General features: G+C 62.0%; 24 protein-coding genes. 12 read left to right on the top strand and 12 right to left on the bottom strand.

All coding sequences use genetic code 11. From position 1 onward, the window contains the following. Window positions 1-167 precede the first annotated feature (167 nt). From AC1DVV_RS05875 to AC1DVV_RS05855, 5 genes are read right to left on the bottom strand one after another with little or no spacing between them, the layout of a single operon-like run. On the bottom strand, window positions 168-1,304 hold the full coding sequence (locus AC1DVV_RS05875) for a sigma-54 interaction domain-containing protein (protein WP_477702718.1): 1,137 nt from the start codon (window positions 1,302-1,304) through the stop codon (window positions 168-170). Window positions 1,305-1,328: 24 nt separating this feature from the next. Continuing rightward, window positions 1,329-2,123 (bottom strand): MetQ/NlpA family ABC transporter substrate-binding protein, encoded by a 795-nt coding sequence (locus AC1DVV_RS05870; RefSeq protein ID WP_477707133.1) that lies wholly within the window; start codon window positions 2,121-2,123, stop codon window positions 1,329-1,331. Then, complete coding sequence (locus AC1DVV_RS05865; RefSeq protein WP_477707132.1) at window positions 2,120-2,281, bottom strand: hypothetical protein; 162 nt, start codon at window positions 2,279-2,281, stop codon at window positions 2,120-2,122. The genes AC1DVV_RS05870 and AC1DVV_RS05865 overlap by 4 nt, the downstream gene beginning before the upstream one ends. 12 nt (window positions 2,282-2,293) lie before the next feature. Further along, a complete protein-coding gene (locus AC1DVV_RS05860) occupies window positions 2,294-2,959 on the bottom strand; it encodes a methionine ABC transporter permease (RefSeq protein WP_457278549.1) in 666 nt (221 codons plus the stop codon). Between the two features lie 3 nt (window positions 2,960-2,962). Further along, window positions 2,963-4,024, bottom strand: coding sequence for a methionine ABC transporter ATP-binding protein (locus tag AC1DVV_RS05855; protein ID WP_477702786.1), 1,062 nt, complete (start codon window positions 4,022-4,024; stop codon window positions 2,963-2,965). A 253-nt stretch (window positions 4,025-4,277) separates the two neighbouring features. Here AC1DVV_RS05855 and AC1DVV_RS05850 point away from each other — a divergent pair, with 253 nt between their 5' ends. The 10 genes from AC1DVV_RS05850 to AC1DVV_RS05805 all read left to right on the top strand — a co-directional run bounded on the left by AC1DVV_RS05850 (window position 4,278) and on the right by AC1DVV_RS05805 (window position 11,408). After that, complete coding sequence (locus tag AC1DVV_RS05850; RefSeq protein WP_477707131.1) at window positions 4,278-4,877, top strand: DUF2239 family protein; 600 nt, start codon at window positions 4,278-4,280, stop codon at window positions 4,875-4,877. 188 nt (window positions 4,878-5,065) lie between these two features. Next, the gene (locus AC1DVV_RS05845) at window positions 5,066-6,397 is read left to right on the top strand and encodes an MATE family efflux transporter (RefSeq protein WP_477702787.1); all 1,332 of its coding nucleotides are present in this window, start codon (window positions 5,066-5,068) and stop codon (window positions 6,395-6,397) included. Window positions 6,398-6,425: 28 nt separating this feature from the next. Then, complete coding sequence (locus AC1DVV_RS05840; RefSeq protein WP_477702784.1) at window positions 6,426-7,520, top strand: acyltransferase family protein; 1,095 nt, start codon at window positions 6,426-6,428, stop codon at window positions 7,518-7,520. Between the two features lie 168 nt (window positions 7,521-7,688). Further along, on the top strand, window positions 7,689-8,195 hold the full coding sequence (locus AC1DVV_RS05835; protein ID WP_457278553.1) for a putative immunity protein: 507 nt from the start codon (window positions 7,689-7,691) through the stop codon (window positions 8,193-8,195). Window positions 8,196-8,259: 64 nt separating this feature from the next. Beyond that, window positions 8,260-8,601, top strand: a complete 342-nt coding sequence (gene yidD, locus AC1DVV_RS05830; RefSeq protein ID WP_477707130.1) for a membrane protein insertion efficiency factor YidD — start codon at window positions 8,260-8,262, stop codon at window positions 8,599-8,601. Window positions 8,602-8,672: 71 nt separating this feature from the next. After that, the gene (locus AC1DVV_RS05825; protein ID WP_477667296.1) at window positions 8,673-9,317 is read left to right on the top strand and encodes a glutathione S-transferase; all 645 of its coding nucleotides are present in this window, start codon (window positions 8,673-8,675) and stop codon (window positions 9,315-9,317) included. 74 nt (window positions 9,318-9,391) lie between these two features. Next, window positions 9,392-9,814, top strand: a complete 423-nt coding sequence (locus AC1DVV_RS05820) for a VOC family protein (protein WP_477689085.1) — start codon at window positions 9,392-9,394, stop codon at window positions 9,812-9,814. Between the two features lie 37 nt (window positions 9,815-9,851). Continuing rightward, on the top strand, window positions 9,852-10,472 hold the full coding sequence (locus AC1DVV_RS05815; RefSeq protein WP_457278557.1) for an HAD family hydrolase: 621 nt from the start codon (window positions 9,852-9,854) through the stop codon (window positions 10,470-10,472). Window positions 10,473-10,584: 112 nt separating this feature from the next. Continuing rightward, a complete protein-coding gene (locus AC1DVV_RS05810) occupies window positions 10,585-11,082 on the top strand; it encodes a hypothetical protein (protein ID WP_477667294.1) in 498 nt (165 codons plus the stop codon). A gap of 59 nt (window positions 11,083-11,141) precedes the next feature. Beyond that, window positions 11,142-11,408 carry a hypothetical protein gene (locus AC1DVV_RS05805; RefSeq protein WP_477702908.1) on the top strand — a complete coding sequence of 89 codons (267 nt, stop codon included), beginning with the start codon at window positions 11,142-11,144 and terminating at the stop codon, window positions 11,406-11,408. 197 nt (window positions 11,409-11,605) lie between these two features. Here the strand turns inward: AC1DVV_RS05805 and AC1DVV_RS05800 are convergent, their stop codons facing one another. From AC1DVV_RS05800 to AC1DVV_RS05780, 5 genes are all read right to left on the bottom strand, one after another. After that, on the bottom strand, window positions 11,606-12,238 hold the full coding sequence (locus AC1DVV_RS05800) for an HAD-IA family hydrolase (RefSeq protein WP_477707129.1): 633 nt from the start codon (window positions 12,236-12,238) through the stop codon (window positions 11,606-11,608). A gap of 89 nt (window positions 12,239-12,327) precedes the next feature. Beyond that, window positions 12,328-13,056: a class I SAM-dependent methyltransferase gene (locus AC1DVV_RS05795; protein ID WP_477689081.1), complete on the bottom strand. Its 729-nt coding sequence runs from the start codon at window positions 13,054-13,056 to the stop codon at window positions 12,328-12,330. A 117-nt stretch (window positions 13,057-13,173) separates the two neighbouring features. Continuing rightward, complete coding sequence (locus AC1DVV_RS05790; protein WP_477689080.1) at window positions 13,174-13,563, bottom strand: hypothetical protein; 390 nt, start codon at window positions 13,561-13,563, stop codon at window positions 13,174-13,176. Between the two features lie 352 nt (window positions 13,564-13,915). After that, window positions 13,916-14,176: a UBP-type zinc finger domain-containing protein gene (locus tag AC1DVV_RS05785; RefSeq protein WP_477702478.1), complete on the bottom strand. Its 261-nt coding sequence runs from the start codon at window positions 14,174-14,176 to the stop codon at window positions 13,916-13,918. Window positions 14,177-14,195: 19 nt separating this feature from the next. Beyond that, window positions 14,196-15,935, bottom strand: a complete 1,740-nt coding sequence (locus AC1DVV_RS05780) for an FAD-dependent oxidoreductase (RefSeq protein ID WP_477702479.1) — start codon at window positions 15,933-15,935, stop codon at window positions 14,196-14,198. A 199-nt stretch (window positions 15,936-16,134) separates the two neighbouring features. On the opposite strand from AC1DVV_RS05780, the gene AC1DVV_RS05775 reads away from it, so the two are divergent. After that, complete coding sequence (locus AC1DVV_RS05775) at window positions 16,135-16,932, top strand: extensin-like domain-containing protein (RefSeq protein ID WP_477702480.1); 798 nt, start codon at window positions 16,135-16,137, stop codon at window positions 16,930-16,932. A gap of 102 nt (window positions 16,933-17,034) precedes the next feature. Here the strand turns inward: AC1DVV_RS05775 and AC1DVV_RS05770 are convergent, their stop codons facing one another. Together AC1DVV_RS05770 and AC1DVV_RS05765 are read right to left on the bottom strand one after the other, a co-directional pair. Beyond that, window positions 17,035-18,183, bottom strand: coding sequence for a DSD1 family PLP-dependent enzyme (locus tag AC1DVV_RS05770; protein WP_477702481.1), 1,149 nt, complete (start codon window positions 18,181-18,183; stop codon window positions 17,035-17,037). A 32-nt stretch (window positions 18,184-18,215) separates the two neighbouring features. Then, complete coding sequence (locus AC1DVV_RS05765; protein WP_477702482.1) at window positions 18,216-19,226, bottom strand: ornithine cyclodeaminase family protein; 1,011 nt, start codon at window positions 19,224-19,226, stop codon at window positions 18,216-18,218. Between the two features lie 103 nt (window positions 19,227-19,329). On the opposite strand from AC1DVV_RS05765, the gene AC1DVV_RS05760 reads away from it, so the two are divergent. After that, on the top strand, window positions 19,330-20,805 hold the full coding sequence (locus tag AC1DVV_RS05760; protein ID WP_477702483.1) for an MFS transporter: 1,476 nt from the start codon (window positions 19,330-19,332) through the stop codon (window positions 20,803-20,805). Window positions 20,806-20,912: the final 107 nt, after the last annotated feature.

The raw sequence follows: 20,912 nt of genomic DNA, 5'->3' as shown, positions 1-20,912 counted from the left end.
ACGTCAACAACGACGCTGCCTGCAGACTTCTACGCATGACCTGTGCCAGTGAAAAGCGGTGGTTGGGAGGTGTTTTTTTGCGGTATTGCTGCCATAGCAGCAGCCTGCCAAAAGCGACTGCAGAAAACTGTTGAACGGCTGCTGCGAACGCAGCACGGACTTTTCGGCTACAGCGGCGCGAAGGCGGAACTGCTCTCTTCAGCATGTGCGGCTTGTGCAGACCTGTCGAGCAAGCCATGGCGCTTGAGCAGGGTGCGCAGCACGTTGCGCGAAAGGCCCAGCAGATGCGCAGTCTGCACCTGGTTGCCATGGCAGAACTCGAACGCCGTCTTCACCAGCGTGGCCTCGACGGCGTCAAACAGTTCAGGCTCGGCCTGGTTCATGCGTTGCAGCAGCACCTCGCGCAAACTGTCTGGTGCAGCGCCCTGCACCATGGGGGTTGAAACCTGTTCTACGGAAGCAGGTGCCGGCAATGCAGCAGGTGCCGCGCGGGACGCCAGGCGCGCAGAGCGGTGGATGCCCTGCAGGTCCGCGACATGCAGCGTTGCGGCCGGCGCGACGATGAGCGCGTAGTGGATGACGTTTTCCAGCTCGCGGATATTGCCGGGCCAGTCATGGGCCAGCAGGGCCTGCTCTGCCTCGGGCGAAATGCTGGCATCCCTGATGCCCAGGCGCGCGGCGTAGCTCGCCAGGAAATGTCGTGCCAACGGCAGGATGTCGCCGGGCCGCTCAAACAGCGGGCGCAGCTCCAGCGTGGCAACACTCAGGCGGTAGTAAAGGTCGGCGCGAAAGTGGCTGGCGTTCACCGCGTCGCGCAGGTCGACGTTGGTTGCGGCAATCAGGCGCACGTCCAGCGCAATCGGCTTGCGCGAACCGATGCGCACCACCTGGCGCTCCTGCAGCACGCGCAACAGCTTGACTTGCAGGCTCAGCGACAGGTCACCAATTTCGTCAAGGAACAGCGTGCCGCCGTCGGCCGCCTCAAACCAGCCGGCGCGGGCGTGCGCAGCGCCGGTGAAAGCGCCGGTTTCATGGCCAAACAGTTCGGCATCGATCAGCGTCTCGCTGAAAGCGCCGCAATTGACGGCCACAAAAGGCCCGCTGCGTCCGCTGCCCTGGTGAATCCGGCGCGCCAGCAATTCCTTGCCGGTACCGGTCTCGCCAATGATCAGGACCGTGGCTTCGGTCGGCGCGACCTGGTCGACGCGCTCCAGCAAGGCCAGCGAGCCGGGGTCTTCGAACACCAGCGCCTTGGCGCGAATCGACAAGGCGCCGGCATTGGGAAGGGTCAGCAACCGGCTCATGCCTTGCGCTCCGCCTGGCTACGCTCAGAACCCGGGCAGCACAGCGCCCTTGAACTCGGCCTGCACGTACTTGCGGATTTCTTCCGAGTGGTAGGCCTTCACCAGCTTGGCCACCCAGGGCTTGTCTTTGTCCTGCTCACGCACGGCCAGCAAGTTGACGTACGGCGACTTGGCGGCTTCCTGGGCAATCGCGTCCTTGGGGTTCAGCCCGGCGGAGAGCGCGTAGTTGGTGTTGACGGCCGAGGCGTCCAGGTCGTCCAGCGAGCGCGGCAGCTGTGCGGCGTCGAGCTCCACAAACTTCAGCTTCTTCGGGTTCTCGATCACGTCGAGCGGTGTGGCCTTCAGGCCTGCTTCGGGCTTGAGCTTGATCAGGCCCTTGTCCTGCAGCACCAGCAACACACGGCCGCCGTTGGTCGGGTCGTTGGGGATGCCGAAACGTGCGCCTTCCTTCAGCTCGGCCAGGCTCTTGACCTTTTTGGAATAGAGGCCGATCGGGAAGTTGACGGTGTAGCCGACGTTGACGATCTTGTAGCCGCGGTCCTTGACCTGCTGGTCGAGGAAAGGCTTGTGCTGGTAGCTGTTGCCGTCCAGGTCGCCGGCGGCCAGCGCGGCGTTGGGCTGGATGTAGTCGCTGAACTCGACGATCTGGATCTTCAGGCCGTCTTTTTCGGCGATCTTTTTGACCTGTTCAAAAATCTGCGCGTGCGGGCCGGCGGTGACACCGATCTTCAGCGGCTTGTCTTGCGCCAGCACGGCGCCGGAAAAGGAGGCAGCCAGCGCGAGCGCGACGGCGGACTGGATGAGGGTGCGTTTTTTCATGGTGTTTCCTTTTTTGAAGATGAATGAATCTGTTTTTTTGCCCTGAAGGTCAATTTGAGGGCCATTTTTAAGAAGTAAATCGGGCTCAAGCCCAATGGGAACATGCGCGAGCAGCTATCAAAAGCGTAGCAATCAACATCGCCGCGCATGGCTGTCATGGATGGATGGGGTCATCTGTGGCTCAACCTGCGCACAGCCCAGTCGCCCAGGCTTTGCACCGCCTGCACAAACAGGATGAGCACCAGCACCACGGCCAACATGACTTCCGGCAAGAAGCGCTGGTAGCCGTAGCGGATGCCCAGGTCGCCCAACCCGCCACCGCCGATGGCGCCCGCCATGGCCGAGTAACCCGTGAGGCTCACGAAGGTGATGGTCAGGCCCGCGACGATGCCGGGCAATGCCTCGGGCAGCAGCACCTTGAAGACGATCTGCCGTGTGGTCGCACCCATGGCCAGCGCGGCTTCGATAAGCCCGTGGTCGACTTCGCGCAGCGAGGTTTCCACCAGCCGCGCAATGAACGGCGCCGCCGCGATGGTGAGCGGCACCACAGCAGCCGCCGTGCCGATGGAAGACCCGGTGATGAAGCGCGTCAGCGGAATGATGGCCACCAGCAAAATGATGAAGGGCGTGGAACGCACCGCATTGACAAGGCCGCCGACGACGCGGTTCACGCCAGCGTTCTGCAGCACACCGCCCTCGTCCGTCAGCCGCAAAAACACCCCGAGCGGAATACCGATAAGCGCGCCGACCGCGCCCGAAATTCCCACCATGACGATGGTCTCCCATAACGAGCTGACAAAGAGTTCGAGCAGGGCTTGTGAAAAGTTGCTGAACACGGCTTAAACCCCTCCGCCCACGGCCAGCTCACCGCCGACCTGGTCTACATGAACACCGGCGCCGCGCAAATGCGCCACCGCCGCGTTGAGCTGCTCGCGTGCGCCGCGCGCAAACACTGCCAGCGAGCCGAAGGGCTTGCCCTGAATCTCATCGACCTGCCCGTGCACGATGGAGAGATCTATGCCGAAGCGGCGGATCACGTCCGACAGCAAGGGGCGATCCGACTCGTCTCCCGCAAACGCCAGCCGCAAAAGCTGCCCTTCTTCGGGGTGCTCGGCGCTCATCAGGGTGCGTATGCGCGCCAGCACGCTGTCGGGCAAATCCTGCGGCACGATCTCGGCGATCAGGCTGCGCGTGGTTTCGTGTTGCGGGCGTGTGAAGACGTTCATCACCGGGCCGCTTTCAACAATGCGGCCGGCGTCAATCACCGCCACGCGGTCGGCCACCTGTTTGATCACCTGCATCTGGTGCGTGATCAACACGATGGTGAGGCCGAATTCCTTGTTGATCTGGCGCAGCAGGCCGAGGATGGAGCGCGTGGTTTCCGGGTCCAGCGCCGAAGTAGCTTCATCCGACAGCAACACCTTGGGCCGGTTGGCCAGCGCGCGCGCAATGCCCACACGCTGCTTTTGCCCGCCGCTGATCTGTGCCGGGTAGCGGTCTGCCAGGGCGCTCAGGCCGACCAGGTCCAGCAAGGGCTCAACACGCGCCTTGATGTCCGCTGCCGACAAACCCGCAATCTCCAGCGGCAAGGCCACGTTGCCGTACACGGTGCGCGACGACAGCAAGTTGAAGTGCTGAAAGATGATGCCGATGTCGCGCCGGGCTACACGCAGTGCTTCGCCGTTCAGCGAAGTCAGTTCCCGGCCGCCCACCAAGACCTGGCCGGCCGTCGGCCGGTTCAGCAGGTTGACCACGCGCACCAGCGAGCTTTTGCCCGCACCGCTGCGGCCGATGATGCCGTAGACCTCGCCCGGGTTGATGTGAAGGTCGACGCCCCGCAGTGCTTCGACCGGGCCGCTGGGGCCCTTGTAGGTTTGAAAAATACCTTTGAGCTCGATCATGAAAATTCGCTAAACCTTGTCGCCCCTCACGGTTCTTGTGAAAACGTGTGAGGCTCTTTTTTGAACAGGACGCGAATTTAGCCGAGCTTTCCCCAAACTCAAAAGAATATTAAATAGACTAGTTAGATCATTAATTAGCTATAGAACCAGATTTACAGGCATTTACGCATTTTTCAGCCAAAACTTGATCATTTATACCCGGATGATATAAACTCCTCATTTGACCCGGACAAAATTAACCGTAAATGACTTTATGACCTCTACCATGATCGCCACGCCCCGCACCCTGACGGCCTTCGCCGGTTTCCAGCGCATTGCCTCGGGCCCTCGCCGCGAGCTGCTCGCGCAGTTGCGCGCTACGCCCCAGCCGGCCGACATCCTGCTTCGCATATTCAACGATGCCAACGGGGAACGCCTGGACCTTGACCTGCGGCCCGACGCCGTGGATGCGCCCGACGACACGCCGCCCGACCTTCCCGCCGCCGAACACGAAGCACCGGTAACGCGTCCTGTGGGGCGCCCCCGGCTGGGGGTGGTTGCGCGTGAAGTCACCTTGCTGCCGCGGCACTGGGAATGGCTGAGCCGCCAATCCGGCGGTGCTTCGGTTGCGCTGCGCAAGCTGGTGGAAGAAGCGAGCAGGGCCAACGAGGCACGCGACGCGGTACGGGTCTCCCGCGAAGCCGCTTACCGCTTCATGGCGGAAATCGCAGGCGACCTGCCCGGCTTCGAAGAAGCCACCCGCGCCCTGTTTGCCGGCGACCGGTTGCGTTTTGCCAGCCTGGTCGAGCCCTGGCCTGAGGACGTGCGAACCTACCTGGCGGCACTGGCCGCAGCCAGTTGGAGCGCCGCATGAAGCCGCCGGATCTTTCCGCCCTTGATCACCGGCTTGAAACCGAAGTGCGTGAGGGCGACGTGCGCGCGGCGGGCGAAATCGCGGCGCCACCGATTTCCGTAGCAGACGCGGCTCCGCCGCTGGCAACACAGCCCGCGGCGGCGAAACCCGCTTCGCACACCCGGCCCGCATTGAACGACGGTGTGCCGATGTGGAAGACCTTTGCCGCCTTCCTCGGCCCCATGCTGCTCAGCAACATCCTGCAGTCGCTGTCGGGCACGCTGAACAACGTGTATGTCGGCCAGATGATCGGCGTCGGCGCACTGGCGGCGGTGTCCAGTTTCTTCCCCATCCTGTTTTTCTTCATTGCCTTCACCATCGGCCTGGGCGCTGGCGCCTCCGTGCTGATTGGCCAGGCCTGGGGAGCGCGCGACACCGGCAAGGTCAAGGCGATTGCGGGCACCACCCTCAGCGTCGGCCTGATTTTTGGTTTGCTCGTCGCGCTGTTCGGCGGTATCTTTACCGGGCCCTTGCTCAGGGCACTGGGCACACCGGCCGACATCCTGCCGGACGCCACGCTCTATGCCCGCATCATGATGATGGCAGGGCCCGGCCTCTTCGTCTACCTGCTGGCCACCGCCATGCTGCGCGGCGTGGGCGATACGGTCAATCCACTCTACACGCTGGGCATCTCGACCCTGGTGGGCCTCGCCGTTACACCGGCGCTGATCCGCGGATGGTTCGGCCTGCCGCAGCTGGGGGTGGCCAGCGGTGCAGTGGCTTCGGTGCTGTCGATGGTGACTGCCACGGCCTGGCTGGCCTTCAGGCTGCGGCGCATCCACAGTCCCTTGGCACCTGATGCGGAATTTGTACGCCACATGCGCATCAACGGCGGCATCCTCAAGACCGTGCTCAAGATCGGCGTGCCCACCGGTGTACAGATGATCGTCATTGCGCTGGCTGAAGTCGCCCTGCTCTCGCTGGTCAACAGTTATGGATCCAACGCCACAGCGGCCTACGGCGCCGTCAACCAGGTAGTGGCGTATGTGCAGTTTCCGGCGATTTCGATTGCCATCACCGCTTCGATCCTGGGTGCGCAGGCGATCGGCGCGGGCCGCACCGACAAACTGGGCACCATCGTGCGCACCGGTTTGCTGATGAACCTGGTGCTGACCGGCTCACTCGTGCTGCTGGGGTACTTGTTCTCGCGCCACCTGATGGGCTTTTTCATCACCAGCGAACCGGTGATTGAGGTGGCGCAGACGCTGCTGCACATCATGCTGTGGAGCAGCGTCATCTTCGGCATGGCCTCGGTGCTCTCGGGCATCATGCGCGCCAGCGGGTCGGTGCTGGTGCCCACGGGAATCGCCATCTCCTGCATCGCGCTGGTGGAGGTGCCCGTCGCCTGGCTCATGAGCCACCGCATCGGCATCAACGGCATCTGGGTGGCCTACCCGGTCACCTTCATCGCCATGCTGGGTCTGCAAACGGCTTATTACCGGCTGGTCTGGAAGAAGAAGTCGATCAGGCGCCTGGTCTGAGCCCGTCATTTCCTGATTGATCCACACCATGACACACACACACCGCAACGCCACCGTCGACATCGCCAGGGGCATCGGAATCATCCTGGTGGTGCTCGGGCACAACAGCCTGGTACTGGAAAACAAGGGCGAGCTTTTCCGGGTGATTTACGCGTTTCACCTGCCGCTGTTCTTTTTCCTCTCCGGCCTGTTCCTGAAAGACTCCGATTCCTTGCGCAAGTTTGCGCTGTCGCGGGCCGATGCGCTTCTCAAGCCCTACTTTGTGGTGCTGGGGCTGGTGGGCATCCTGATGGCGCTTGATTCCGACATGGTTCCCACCGCCGACACAAGCGCCTCTGATTATTTTTTCGGCGTGTTGTATGCCACCGCACCCACCATTGCGTGGGCGCCGCTCTGGTTTTTGCCGCACCTCTTTGTCGCGTCGGTGGTGGCCATGGCCATCCTGCGCGCCACCAGGGCCGTTGAACACCGCGCACGCTGGGTTTTTCTGGCCGCCTCGATGCTGCTGGCCGCGGGCATCCGCTGGATTGGGAGCTTCTGGCAAATCGACACGGCCAGCCTGCATTTCATGGGCCTCGCCCGCTTGCCAGGGCTGCCCTGGAGCCTCGATTTGACCTTCATCAGTTCGGCCTGCCTGCTGTTCGGGTTTCTGCTGCGCGAACAGGTCATGGCCGTGAAATTCAACGCCATCAGGCTGCTTGCCGCGGCCATTGCCTTTGCGGCGCTGCACTACCACTTCAACGAGACCATGGACCTGAACCTGCGCATCTACGGCGAGCCGCTCATTGCGACACTGCAGGCCGCGCTGGGCATTTACATGGTGCTTTGCATCTCTGCACTGCTGGCGCGGTATCCGCGGCTGCAGCGCCCATTGACCTACATAGGCTCCGGCAGCCTGCTCATCCTGGTGTTTCATCCCGTCGCGCAGGGACGGGCCTTCCTGCTGCTTTCCCGCTTCAGCCACAACGACTACCTGGTTGGGCCGGCAAGCCTGGCTGCGGGCATCGCGTTGCCGCTGCTCGTGCTGGAAATTGCGAAACGCCAGCGGTACCTGGCCGCATGGTTGCTGCCGCGCAAGTTCGGGCCCCCAGTCCAGCAAGCGGCCGCAACCAGGTCGCCATAACCACGCGACCCGGGCTGCTTGCCCTTGAGTGTGATCACCACGTCCACCCGGCGTTTACGCGCACGCCCTTCTTCAGTGGCGTTGTCGGCCACCGGCTGCGACTTTCCATAGCCTTTCACCGCCAGGCCTGCGGGAGGCGCTACGATAGCTTCTCCCGGGAGATGTTTCATGAACGAGGAACTTTCACGTCTGGCAGCTGCGATCAACGTTAGCGAACCGCAGCATGAACCGCTTCGCCTTGCCTTTGGGCTGGCCTGCGCACAACGCGCAGAACACCTGCTCGAAAACCCGGAAGCCATCCGTTGCCTGGCGGTCCTTCGGTCTTTCGTCGAAGGAAAATCAGACCGCCCCGCCCTGGCGCAGGCGGCACAGGAAATTGCAGCGGTTGCCAATAGCCACAGGGGCTCCAACTCCATTGATGGCTCGGCCCACGCAGCGGTTTCGGCCACCTATGCCGTGGCCAATGCCCTTGCCGGCCGTGCCCTGGAAGCTGCAGGCTACGCGGCATATGCGGCTGTCTATGGTTATGGCGGCTATGCAGTCACTGACCCATCGGCTTTTGAAGGGGAGTTCGCCTGGCAGGTTGAAAAATTCAAGAGCCTCGCCCACACCTTCACGGCGCATTGCGCGCAGGATCCGCATTTCATAGAATCGGCTCGCAACCTGTCTCCCTGAGATGGGCCGCTCATACAAAAAAAGTTTGGCATGGTCCACGACAATGCCGCCCCGGGAGGACGTCATGCTTCGCTACATCGCAGCCGGTTCCATCAGTGGTTACCAGCGGTATGTCTCGCCCCACAAAGGCTATTGCTGCGCCCATCGCGCACATACGGGGCATTCCTCGTGCTCCGAGTTCGCGCGCAAGATCGTGCTGCGGCATGGCGTGATTGCCTTGCTTCGCGCGCTGCCCCGCCAACTGCAACGGTGCCGCAATGCTTATGCAGTCCTGCTGGCGGCTGCGATCGCAGCAGCAGCAGCCCCGGAACAAGACCCCAAAAAAAAGAAGGACCCGAATTCATGCGGCGACTCTTGTAGCCCCACCGACTGCATTGATCTGGACTGCGGCGGCTGCGATTTTTGACGCGTCAGCGACGCTGGCTCCATGGCTTTAACATAGCGGCTCCCATTACCACCAGTTCTGCCGGAGCCCCCATGCAACTTATCGGAATGCTCGACTCGCCCTACGTTCGCCGCGTAGCCATTTCCCTGCAACTCCTCGGCCTGCGCTTTGAACACCAGTCGATCTCGGTGTTCAGCACCTTCGAAAAATTCCGGCAGATCAACCCGGTTGTCAAAGCGCCCTCCCTTGTGTGTGACGACGGCACGGTGCTGATGGACTCCACCTTGATCATTGACTACGCCGAGGCGCTGGCCGCCCAGCAGGCACCACCCAGGAGCCTAATGCCGGCGGCCATTGCCGAACGCCAGCAGGCGCTGCGCGTGATTGGCCTGGCCATGGCCGCCTGTGAAAAAAGCGTGCAAATCATCTATGAACGCAACCTGCGCCCCGCTGAAAAGTTGCACCAGCCCTGGGTATCACGCGTGACGGGCCAGTTGCTGGCGGCCTATGGCGAGCTGGAATCAGAACTCCAGCGCAAACCGCTGGCTGCGACCAGCGGCACCATGGGTCAGGACGGTGTGACCGTGGGCATTACCTGGCACTTCACGCAAGCCATGATTCCAGAGGTGGTAAACGCCGCCGACTACCCGGCCCTGTGTGAATTCTCTGCCCGGGCTGAGCAACTGCCTGAGTTCATGGCAGCACCGCACGGAGACAGTATTTATCGCCAGGAATAGACTTCATACGCCTGGCAAGCCTTGATATCAGGGGCGCATGTTTGAGACACATCAACCCAATATAAGGAGTTCCCATGAAGCCACGGATTACGGTCATCACTGTCGGCGTTGATGATCTGGAAAGATCGCTTCGCTTCTACCGCGATGGCCTTGGCCTTCAGACAGAAGGCATTATTGGTGCCGAGCTCGAACATGGCGCCGTGGCATTCTTCGACTTGCAGGCGGGCCTGAAGCTCGCCCTCTGGCCGCGCAAAAGCATTTCCCATGATTCGGGTGTTCCGCTGGAGAATGCCAGCGTAACCGAATTCACACTGGGCCATAACGTCTCTTCGAAAGCAGAAGTTGATGCCGTCATGGCGCAGGCCAAAAAAGCGGGCGCCGTAATCACCCAGGAAGCACATGACACCGCCTGGGGCGGCTACGCTGGCTATTTCCAGGATCCAGATCGGCATCTGTGGGAGGCGGTATGGAACCCCCAGTGGTCAGCCGGCGATTGAAGCGTAGCGCATACCAAAAATACAACTCATCCATCCCATGACTACACACAAAATCCAGGCCCTGCTGTTTGATCTCGGCGGCGTGCTGATCGATGTCGATTTCAACCGCGTGCTTGAGTACTGGCAGCCTATTTCCCGGTTGTCCCTTGAAGAACTGAAAGCCACCTTCAGCGCCGATCTGCCTTATCAGCAGCATGAACGCGGTGAAATCACGGCAGCGCAATACTTCGCGCACCTGGCCGCGAACCTGGAGTTGCAGGATGATCCGGTGCGCATCGCCGAAGGATGGAACGCCATTTTCGGCGGCGAAATCACCGAGACTTTCAGCCTGGTGCAGGAAGCCCGCGCCCATCTTCCGTGCTACGTTTTTTCCAACACGAACGCCGCGCACCAGGTGGCGTGGACAGCGCTCTACCCCCGCCTGGCGCAGTCATTCGAGCGAATTTTTGTGTCGTCTGAAATAGGTTATCGCAAGCCCGAGCGCCGGGCCTTTGAATACGTCGCTGACGCGATGGGCGTCCCCCTGAACGCCATCCTGTTCTTTGACGACCATCCCGACAACGTCGAAGGCGCAAGGGCCGCCGGGCTGCAGGCGGTCCATGTGCGGGGGCCGGCGGATGTCAGGGCTGCGCTTCAAACCATAGGTTGTGTGAAATAGGTATTTTTCCAAGGCAAACAACGAGCGGCTTTTAATCCGCTCCGTTTGCACCGCGACGCGAATCACGGCAACTAGAATCAAGCGTAGTCCGCGCACCATTAAAATTCATAACATGAAACTTAAACTCATCGCGCCTGCCCTTCTCCTTGTCGTACTTTCCGGATGCGCTAATTACAAGCCTGTCCCGGAAGGCTATACCGGCCCCGTCGCAACCGTCGCTGACAGCGGCTTTGCAGAAGACGGCAGCAAGGCGCAGCTTTTCGTGCTTGATGGCGTGGATGGCAACCGCATTGCAAACAGCTTCGGGGCAAGCGCCAGCGCCAGCCACGGACGGGGCTTCGCATTGACCACGTCAATCGTCGAAAGGCAAGTTCCGGCAAAACCAATGAAAGTCTCCCTGCGCGCCAGCCACACCACGGCAGCACCCATACAAGCCATCGCGAGCCAGATGGCGGGAACCTTCTTTTCGGTTGAAGGCGTGGTGGATTTCACGCCGCAGCCCAATGGAAAATACGTGGTGAAAGGTGAGCTCAAGAAAGAGTCCTCTTCGGTATGGATTGAAGACGCCGACACCCAGCTTCCTGTCACTGAGAAAATCGTCAAAAAATAGGCAGTTAGGGCCGCTCGTCGGCAGTGGACTCGCCGGCCGTAGGCCGCTAGGATGGCTGCATGGTCACAGAATCCGAGCCAGCTCCAGGCCCCACCCCGGAGCTTTCCGAAGAAAAGGTCAATGAGGCACACGACGCCTGGTGCCGGGCCTACGTGCACGTTTGGGCCGACCTTTCAAAAGGCGTTTATGACAAGGACGCGGTGGAAAAAGCAGCCGACGAGCATTGGCAGCGCAGCCCGAAATCCAGCCCGGTGATGGTGGCCACGACGGAGTTCACCAAGACCACCAAGGCGGCGCCACCGCCCGCTGCTATTCCGAGCAATTAAAGTCGTAAACATACCGATCTGCGCGCGGCTTGGTGCACGCGAAGCAAAGACACCAGCAGCCGGTTAGGACTGGTCACGCTGCGGCTGGCGGAAATTGGCAGACAGAGAGGTTTTTTTACGGCCTCAACGTTTGCGATGAGAGGCGTGACCCGGCTTGCCAGAGCATATCCTCTCGATTGAAGGGTTGGACGTCTGGATCACTGGGATCCATGATCTACGAACACGCCGAAGCCAGCTAATTGACGCTGAAGCGAAAGTGCGCCGTCTATTCCGAAGAAAACCGCAGCATTCAGGCCCGCGCGTTTCGCAGCTTCAACATTTTCGGCTCGATCGTCCAGAAACAACACGTTGCTTGCATGGCAGCCAAGTTTTGCAATCGTTTTCTCAAAGAATTCAGGCTTCGGCTTGGCTGCACCCAGGAAGCACGAGTAGAACTCACCGTCGAACAAGGACTGGTAGTCCAGAGTTTCAGACATGTGCTTCGCGCGAAGGGATTGCTGGTTGCTTGCCACGTGGCACCCAAAGCCGGCGCGGCGCAGAGCTTGAACTGTTTGCATGACATCGGCGTGCACTTCGATAGCGTGAAGTGCATTCAGTGTTTCCGAAACCATGGCAGCGCGTTTCCACTTGGCTAGTTTCTCTTCAAGTCGTTCCACGAAGCCCGTTGTTGATTCGAGAACCTCGGTTTCGGCTTCCAGTATGTCGTTCACAAGTGCTTCAGCTTGCATCTCATTTTCGAGTTCAAGCAGGGACTTGAGGGCAGCGTGCCAGCCTCTCGTCGGGTACTGGAGAACGCCGTCGGCATCGAAGAGAATGTTTTCTATGGCCATTGGAGAACTCGCAGATGCTGCAGAACGGGGGAGACGCTCAACGTTTGACTTAAGCGGCGCGCCGTAGGCACGCCCGCTTGAAGGAAGGGTTAGACGCTTTGTGCGACAAGGCGAACCATGCCTCTCATTCCAGCCTCGCGACGGACGTTGAACCCGTTTGACTGGAGGCTAGCGACTAAGTGCTCAGGTGACAACCGGAGCTTTCGGTAGTTACTGACCCGAGCTTGCCAACCTTCCGGTGTGCGCTGGTGAAGAATGTCGTGGACTATGACAGTCTCGGGCTCATACTCAAGGAAGCAGGTAAGGATGCGAGTGTCGTCGCTCCTTACGTGGATGAAGCGCTGGTCTCCGATGAGAGGAAGCGAGTAGTCTCGGAACGAGACTACGAACATGCCACCGGGCGACAGTTCGACGGAAGCCCTTTCAATGAGGCTCTCGACGGCACTGAGTTCAGGCAAATGGGTGATCGTGTCTCCCATGCACAGGATCGCGGACGGCGCTTCTGTAATGTGGCTTTGAAATGCCAGCAAGTCATCGTTGACCGCCTGAATAGGCAGGTTGCCACCAAGTTCCGCAAGCGAACGCAGAAGTTCAGCCGAAGTGTCGATTGACGTTACTCGCGCGCCTCTTTGCGCGAGTGGGATGGAATGCATGCCAAAGCCTGCACCAAGATCGAGAACGACGGCCCCGTGGGTGAGCGGTAGGTTCAACGCTTCAATCTCGGCGGTACCAGCCTGCAGCGCTGCCTCAGAACCGCCAGCCATCCAAACGTAGATTGGGCTGAGGTGGTTTGCGTAGTGTTCGGCGATGGTGGTCATGCGGTCAGTTGACAGCGTTTAACGTTGGAGTTCAGCGGCTGCCGGAGGCAGTCCGCTGCAATGACGGGTTATGCGTCATCGCGCAGTGTGCGAGCCGATGCTTGAGGAATTGCGTTGTCATTCCTTGCCTATGTCTTTGATGGGCAGTGTGAATCGATCGGCCGCTTTACCCCACTGAACATGCCAAGTATTGCCCGCTTCCTGATCGAGAAGAATGAAGGTGTAGATATTGCTCGTAGGGTACAGAGTGAAACGCCCGGCCTTTCCGACAGAGGCAAGTGGGTCAGGATTCAGCGGCTCAATGAATCTGTGATCCTTATCTCCCCATTGCACTTGCCAGATTCTCCCGTCGCGCGTGTCCAGCTTCAAGAGAGTGAATACATTTTTGGTGCCGAACAACCGGTAAGGCGCGTCCGGGTTTTGCGTTGGTTCAAGGCGGACTTCCTGCGCAAGCACATGGGACGCGAAAAGCAACAATGTTGCAGCGATAGCCATTAGGCGTTTCATAGCAGATGCCTCCAAGGTGATTCATCTGACCCATATGTTTGATCATGACGCATAACGCAATTTATACCGCATATGGGTGCGATATAACGTGGCAACTCCACCCACAAAACCTGCTTCCATTGCCCGCTCCATATGACTTTCCTGCTCCATTAAATATAGCGACAAACCCGGCGCCATCATGACTGACCAATGCCAGATTTCCACCCGTTCACGTCAATGCAATTAGGTCGATCAGCTAAAAAATCATCTTCTCTGGAAGACGGTAGCAGCCATTTTCCGCGGATGCGACCATCTGTCGCAGCGCTCATTAGAACTCTTGTTTACGACTTTAGTTACACGAAATAGCTGCGCCCTAGCCCACCTGCAACTGGTGTTCATAACACCACATCCAGCTTTCCCCCGGTTCGAATGACTGGATCACCGCGTGCCCTGTGGCTGCATGGTGTTTGCTGGCGTGCTGGTTCTTGGAATCGTCACAGCAACCGATATGGCCGCAGTGCACGCAGAGCCGCAGATGCATCCAGGTGTCGCCCATCTTCAGGCATTCTTCACAGCCCCTTGCATTGGGCGAATGAATCTCCGCAGGAACGTGGGTGCAGGGTTTGATGCGCATGTGAATCTCCAGAATTTCGTCAGGCAGCAACAGCCGTACGCTCCATCGCCGCCAGGTGCTGGTGGATCATGGCCACCACTGCAGCGCCCTCACCTATCGCGCCGCCCACGCGCTTGACAGAGCCGCTGCGCACATCGCCAATGGCAAAAAGGCCCGGAATGTTCGTTTCCAGCGGAGCGGGTTTGTAGTCGGAGTGCTTGCAGGTCACGGCCTCCCCGGTGCGGACAAAGCCGTGTGCATCAATGGCTGCGCCGCAACTCGTCAGCCAGCTGGTTTCCGGATCGGCGCCGACAAACAGGAACACGTTGCGCACATCCGCCGCGTGTTCGGTGCCGCTCTTGCGGTTTCGCCAGGTCACACCGGAAAGGCCTGTGCCGCCATTGCCGTCGCCATCATCATCATCGCCGTGCAGCTTCACCACCTCGGTGTGCGGCAGCAGCTCGATGTTGGGTGCGGCTTCAATGCGGTCTATGAGGTAGCGCGACATGCTGGCGGCCAGGCTGGGGCCGCGCACCAGCATGTTGACCTTGGCCGCATGCTGCGACAAAAACACCGCCGCCTGGCCGGCCGAATTGCCGCCGCCCACCAGCACCACGTCGGTCTGGCTGCACATTTTTGCTTCCAGCGCAGAAGCCCAATACCAGACACCGCGGCCTTCAAATTCTTCAAGGCGCGGTACCTCAGGACGGCGGTAGCGGGCACCGCTGGCCACCACCATGGTCTTGGCGCGCAACTTGCGGCCGTCGGTCAGCTTCACCTGCAGCTCGCCCCTGATGGCCTTGTGGGCACAGTCCAGCGACTGGGCCTGCGCGGGGATCAGCATTTCCACACCAAACTTTTGCGCCTGCACATACGCACGGCCGGCCAGCGCCTGGCCCGAAATGCCGGTAGGGAAACCCAGGTAGTTTTCAATGCGCGCACTGGCGCCTGCCTGCCCGCCGTAGGCGCGGCAGTCGAGCACCAGCACATGCAGGCCTTCCGATGCGGCGTATACCGCTGTGGCCAGCCCGGCGGGCCCGGCGCCCACCACGATCACGTCAAACAGCTCGTCGTGCTCTTCCGTGTCGACCATGCCGATGCAGCGCGCCAGCTGGTTTTCGTCGGGGTTCACCAACACCGAGCCATCCGGGCACACCGCCAGCACATCACCCGCGGCCACACCGTATTGCTCCATCAGTGCGGCGGCGCCTGCGTCCTGGGCGATATCCACCACATGGTTGGGCTCGCCGTTGCGGTTCAAAAAGCTTTGCAGGCGCACCACACCGGCCGAGTTGGGCTGGCCGATCAGCACCGGGCCGCTGGCGCCGGCTTCGATCAAGGCCACGCGCCGCAAAATCAGCGCGCGCACCAGCCGTTCGCCCAGGTCGGCTTCGGCAATGATGAGCGCACGCAACTGGCCGGGCGGTACCAGCAGGGCTTCGACATCTTCTTCGGCATGGCCGTCCACCAGCGCGTTCTGGCCCGACAGCTGGCCGACCTCGGCCAGAAACTGGCCCGGCCCCTGGTTGACGATGGGCACCACATGGCCGAGGCCGTCGCGCTGGGTGATGGTGACCGACCCCTTGAGCAGCACAAACATGCCGGGGCCGGGCTCACCGGCAGCAAACAGCCTCTCGCCTTTCTTGAACTGCAACACCTTGCCGAAGCGCTGGATGCGTGCAATTTCAGCGGCGCTGAGCACCGGAAACATCTGGTGGTGCCGGCTGGTGTCAGCGGCCAGCGGGGATTGGGCTGGGGTGTGGGTTGCGTTGTCGGCCATCAAAATACTCCGTTAAGCCTGTTGCCCGCGGCTTGTACGCGCGGGCTTTGGCATCAGTCAGACGATGCCATTAAACGACGAATTGCATGTCGAATCCTCCTGCAGCAGTCGGGATTTCGGCGCAAGAGAACAAATCCGGCCATCTTGGGCTAGCAGGCCTGTACGCTCATGGCTGCACCCCCGCTTATCAACGAACACCATGCCCCTTCCCCCAGACTCCGGCCTTCCGCCCGACGCAGCGCCTGCCAAGCGGCTGCGCTGGGGCCGCTGGGTATGGCTGGCCGCATGGAGCGGCCTGCTCACGGCGGCGTACGGGGTTTACAGCGGCGCCCTGCAGATTCCCACGCACATCAACCCGTGGGCGCCACTGGAAGTGACGGCGCCGCCCAACATGCTGACCTTTTACAAACTGTCACGTGCCCGCAACGACCCTGCTCGTTGCCTGGCCGCGCTGGCAAGCACCGGCATGCAGTACGACGAATTGCCCGACCGCAGCACGGGCGACGGCTGCGGGTTCAGCAATGCGGTGCGGCTGCGCACGGCGCCGGTGCGCATAGGCGCGGCCCTGCCGCTCAGTTGCCCCATGGCGCTGTCGTTCTTCATGTGGGAAAGAAATGCGCTGCAGCCAGCCGCGCAGCTGCATTTTGGCCAGCGCGTGGCGGGCATTGACCACCTGGGCAGCTATGCCTGCCGCAACATCAACGGCGGCGGCGAAGGCGCGCCGCCCAATGCACCGGCCCGTGCCCGCAGCCGCCATGCCACCGCCAATGCGCTGGACATTTCTGCCTTCACACTGGCCAGCGGCAAGCGCGTCACGGTGCTGAAACACTGGCCCGACGAAGACGACGCTGCGCCGCCCGGGCCCGAGGCGCTGCTGCTGCGCGACGCCCACAAAGGGGCCTGCAAATACTTCAAGGGCGTACTGGGCCCTGACTACAACGCCGCGCATAAGGACCACTTCCACCTGGAGACCGGCGGCTACAGCATGTGCAAGTGAGTCAGCTCAAGGAATTCTCAAGAAAAAAAGGCCTGAAGCCCAATAGATGATTGCGCGAGCAGCTATGCTTTTAATAGCATCCGGCCACATGGAAGCCAGAGATCACCAGCCGTGCAATCGGCTCCAGGTCGCCAGCGCACCGTCTTCCGCTAGCGCGTGATATTCCGGATACTGCGCGCCAGTAGCGCAGGCGTGGTTGGGCAAGATGCGCAGCTGTGTGCCGATGGGAAAGCGCGCGGCAATGTCGGTGTCGGGCGCGCCTTCATGCGACAGGATGCCGTGCTCCTGGTTGGCGCCGCTGAGGACATACCCCGGCAGCACCGTGCCATCCGTGCGGCACACCTGGCCGTAGCCAAAGTCATGCTGCTGCTTTTGCGTACCGCGGTCGCGGCTCATGGCCATCCAGCCGGCGTCCACAATGGCCCAGCCTTTTTCGGGCTGGTGGCCGATCACGGTGGTCAGCACGCTGAGCGCGATGTCGTCTGCCCCGCACACGCCGATGTTGTGCATCACCAGGTCAAAAAACACATACACGCCGGCGCGCACTTCCGTGACGCCTTGGAGCTGCGCAGCTGACAGCGCCGTCGGCGTGGAGCCCACGCTGACAACAGCGCACGGAAAACCCGCAGAGCGCACGCGTTCGGCAGCTTCCACACAGGCGGCGCGCTCCTGCTCGGCCATCGCCACCAGCGCTTCGGGGGTGTTGAGGTCATAGCTCGAACCAGCATGCGTCATCACGCCGCCCAGCTGCATGCCGCCTTCGTGCAGCGTGCGGGCAACGTCCAGCAAGGCAGCCTCGCCGGGCTTGATGCCGGAGCGATGGCCGTCGCTGTCGATTTCTATCCAGACTTCAAACTTCTCACCGTGCTCACGGCCAAAAGCGGCAATGGCGGCGGCCGACGCCGCGCTGTCGGTGATGATTTTCAAATCACAGCCCTGGCGCCGCAGGGCCAGCGCCTGCGGCAGCTTGGTGGCGACCATGCCGACCGCGTAGAGGATGTCGGTGAAACCGTCGGCATGGAATTGCGCGGCCTCCTTGAGTGTGGAAACGGTAATGCCCTGCGCACCCGCGGCCATCTGCGCACGCGCGACGGGTGTGCATTTGCTGGTTTTGACGTGCGGCCGGAAGCGAACGCCCAGCGCGTTCATGCGTTGCTGCATGCGCGCGATGTTGCGCTGCATGCGCGGCAGGTCAATCAACGCGGCGGGCGTGTCGAGTGTGGCCAGGGGGTTGGGCTGGTTGGCGGTCAAGGGAATCTCCAGAACGTAAGGGCGTCAAACTATTACCAGGGCCAGGCAATGCTTTGGCCCTTGCCGGCAAGGCGCGCGCGCTGCTCCAGCAAGCGGGCGACCGTGAGGTCTTGCAGGGCGATGCCGGTCATGTCGAACACGGTGATGTCGCCGGCGCCGCGCACAAAGGCCGCCTTGCCCGACAGCACATCGCCGATTTCAGTGCACGCGGTTTCGGGCGCCCATTGCAGCTCGCCGATGCTGCGCGATTGGGCGGCGTCGTCCACAAACACGCGCGCCCTGGCGAGCAAGCCTTCGGGCAGCTCACGTTTGCCTTTGGTGTCGCTGCCCACGGCATTGATGTGGGTGCCGGGCCGGAGAGCAGCCAGCTCGAACAACGGGCCCTTGCCGGTGGTGGCCGCGATCACCACATCGCTTTGGGCCACGGCGGCATTCACGTCTGCCGCGTGCGAGATGGCGCAGGGGCCACCCGCAAACATCGCTTCAAACGCCGCCTTGGGCAGGCCACTGGCCGTGGCGTAAAACACCTGGCGCAGCCCGGGCAACTGGCGAAGGGCATAGCGCAGTTGCGCCTGCGCCTGCACGCCGGTGCCGAAGACGCACACCGTGCGGCTGTCCTGCCGCGCCAGTTCCAGGCCCAGGCCACCCGCGGCGCCGGTGCGCTCGGTGGTGACGGCGTTGCCGTCAATCAGGCAGGTCGGCCGGCCTGTGGCGGGGTCGAGCAGCATGATGGTGGCCTGGTGGGCGTCGGCGCCCCGCGCAAGGTTGCCAGGCCAGAAACCGGCCGCCTTGAAGCCCAGCAGCGACTGCGCACCCACGTCACCCGACTTGATGCCGAACACGCCGCCGGTGGCCAGCCTTTCACGCACCAGGGAGAACACGCGGCCCTCCCCCTGGCTGTGGAGCACAAAGGCTTCGCGCGTGGCCTCCAGTACATCGGCGGGCAGCAGCAGGGACTCGACCGCGTGTTTGTCCAGCAGCAGGAGTTGGGCATCAGCCGGCCTGCTTGCCTTTGACGGCAGGGAACTGGCAGGATGGGGCATGGGTGGCTGCGCGAGGTGTATCGTCATCTGGAAATATTATCTATTATCAGACATTTTGTCAAATCAAAGAATCACCTCCCAACCAGTTACCGCAGGAGACCCCATGCCCGCCAACCCGCACGCCCCTTGTGACGAAGGCATCATCCGCGCCCAAGGCGGCGACTGCGGCAAGACGGCGCACCCCAAGCTGGCGCTGGCCGCCACCGTGCTGGGCTCTTCGATGGCCTTCATCGACGGCTCGGTCGTCAACATCGCCCTGCCCGCCATCCAGCGCGACCTGGCTGGGGATTCGGCCAGCGGGCTGGCCGCCATGCAGTGGGTCATCAACGCCTACCTGCTGGCGCTGGGCTCGCTGGTGCTGGTGGGCGGCTCGCTCGGCGATCGGTTTGGCCGCCGCAAAATCTTCATTCTCGGCATTGCCATTTTTACGGCCGCCTCGGTGGCCTGTGGCTTTGCCCCTGGGCCACTCGCGCTGATTGCTGCGCGCGCCATTCAGGGTGTGGGCGCGGCGCTGCTGGTGCCGGCCAGCCTGGCCATCATCGGCAATGTGTTTGAGGGCGAAGCGCGCGGCAAAGCCATCGGCACCTGGGCCGCGTGGGCCGCCATTACCGGCGCGGCAGGGCCGGTGCTGGGCGGCTGGCTGGTCGATGCCGTGTCGTGGCGGTCCATCTTCTTTCTGAATGTGCCCATGGCGGTGGCCACCGTGTGGCTGGCGCTGTACGCCGTGCCTGACAGCCGCGACCCCGAGGCGCCGCAGCAGCTCGACTGGCTGGGCGTGTTGCTGGTGGCCAGCGGCCTGGGCGCGCTGACGTACGGCCTCACGCTGGCGCCCGAGCGCGGCTGGCAGGCCATCAGCGTGCTGGGCCCGTTTGCGGCGGGCGTGGTTCTGCTGGTGGCGTTTGTCTACGCGCAGGCGCACACGCGGGCGCCCATGATGCCGCTGGGCCTTTTCAAGTCGCGCGACTTTGTCGGCACCAATTTGCTGACGCTGCTGCTGTACTTTGCACTCAGCGGTGCGCTGTTCTTTTTGCCTTTTGTGCTGATTGGCGCCTTTAAATATTCCGCCACCGCCGCAGGCGCCACGCTGCTGCCGCTGTCGCTGCTGCTGGGATTTTTGTCACCGGCTACCGCCAAATTCACAGAGCGCTTCGGCGCGCGGCGCATGCTGATGGCCGGCCCGGCGGTGGCGGCTGCGGGTTTTGCGCTGCTGGCCCTGCCCGGTGTGGGCTGGTCTTACTGGGCGGGTTTTTTTCCGGCCATGGTGGTGATGGGCCTGGGCATGACGATTGCCGTGGCGCCGCTCACCACCACGGTGATGAACGCCGTGCCGTCTACCCACGCAGGCATTGCCTCCGGCATCAACAACGCCGTGGCGCGCGTGGCCGGCCTGCTGGCGGTGGCGGTGCTGGGCGTGGTGTTTGCCGCCAGCCTGGGCGGGCCGCTGCAGGCCGCTTCACCCGAGGTGCTGGTGGCCGCGTTTCGCTGGGTGGTGCTGGGCTGCGTGCTGTGCGCGCTGGGGGCATCGGCCTGTGCGCTGCTGTTTCTGGCGCCTGTGCAGCAACCAGGGCCAAATTCTTGAGCAAATAGTGGCTGTAGCCCAATAGGAACTTGCCCGAGCAGCTATATTTTTCATAGCAGCCTCTTGGGCCAGGCAGGTGCGGAAGGCAATGCGGCTAACACCCACCA

The sequence above is a fragment of the Polaromonas sp. P3_B4 genome (assembly GCF_056402835.1).
Note: the sequence above shows the minus strand (reverse complement) of the source record. Positions and strands in the feature narration are given on the sequence as shown.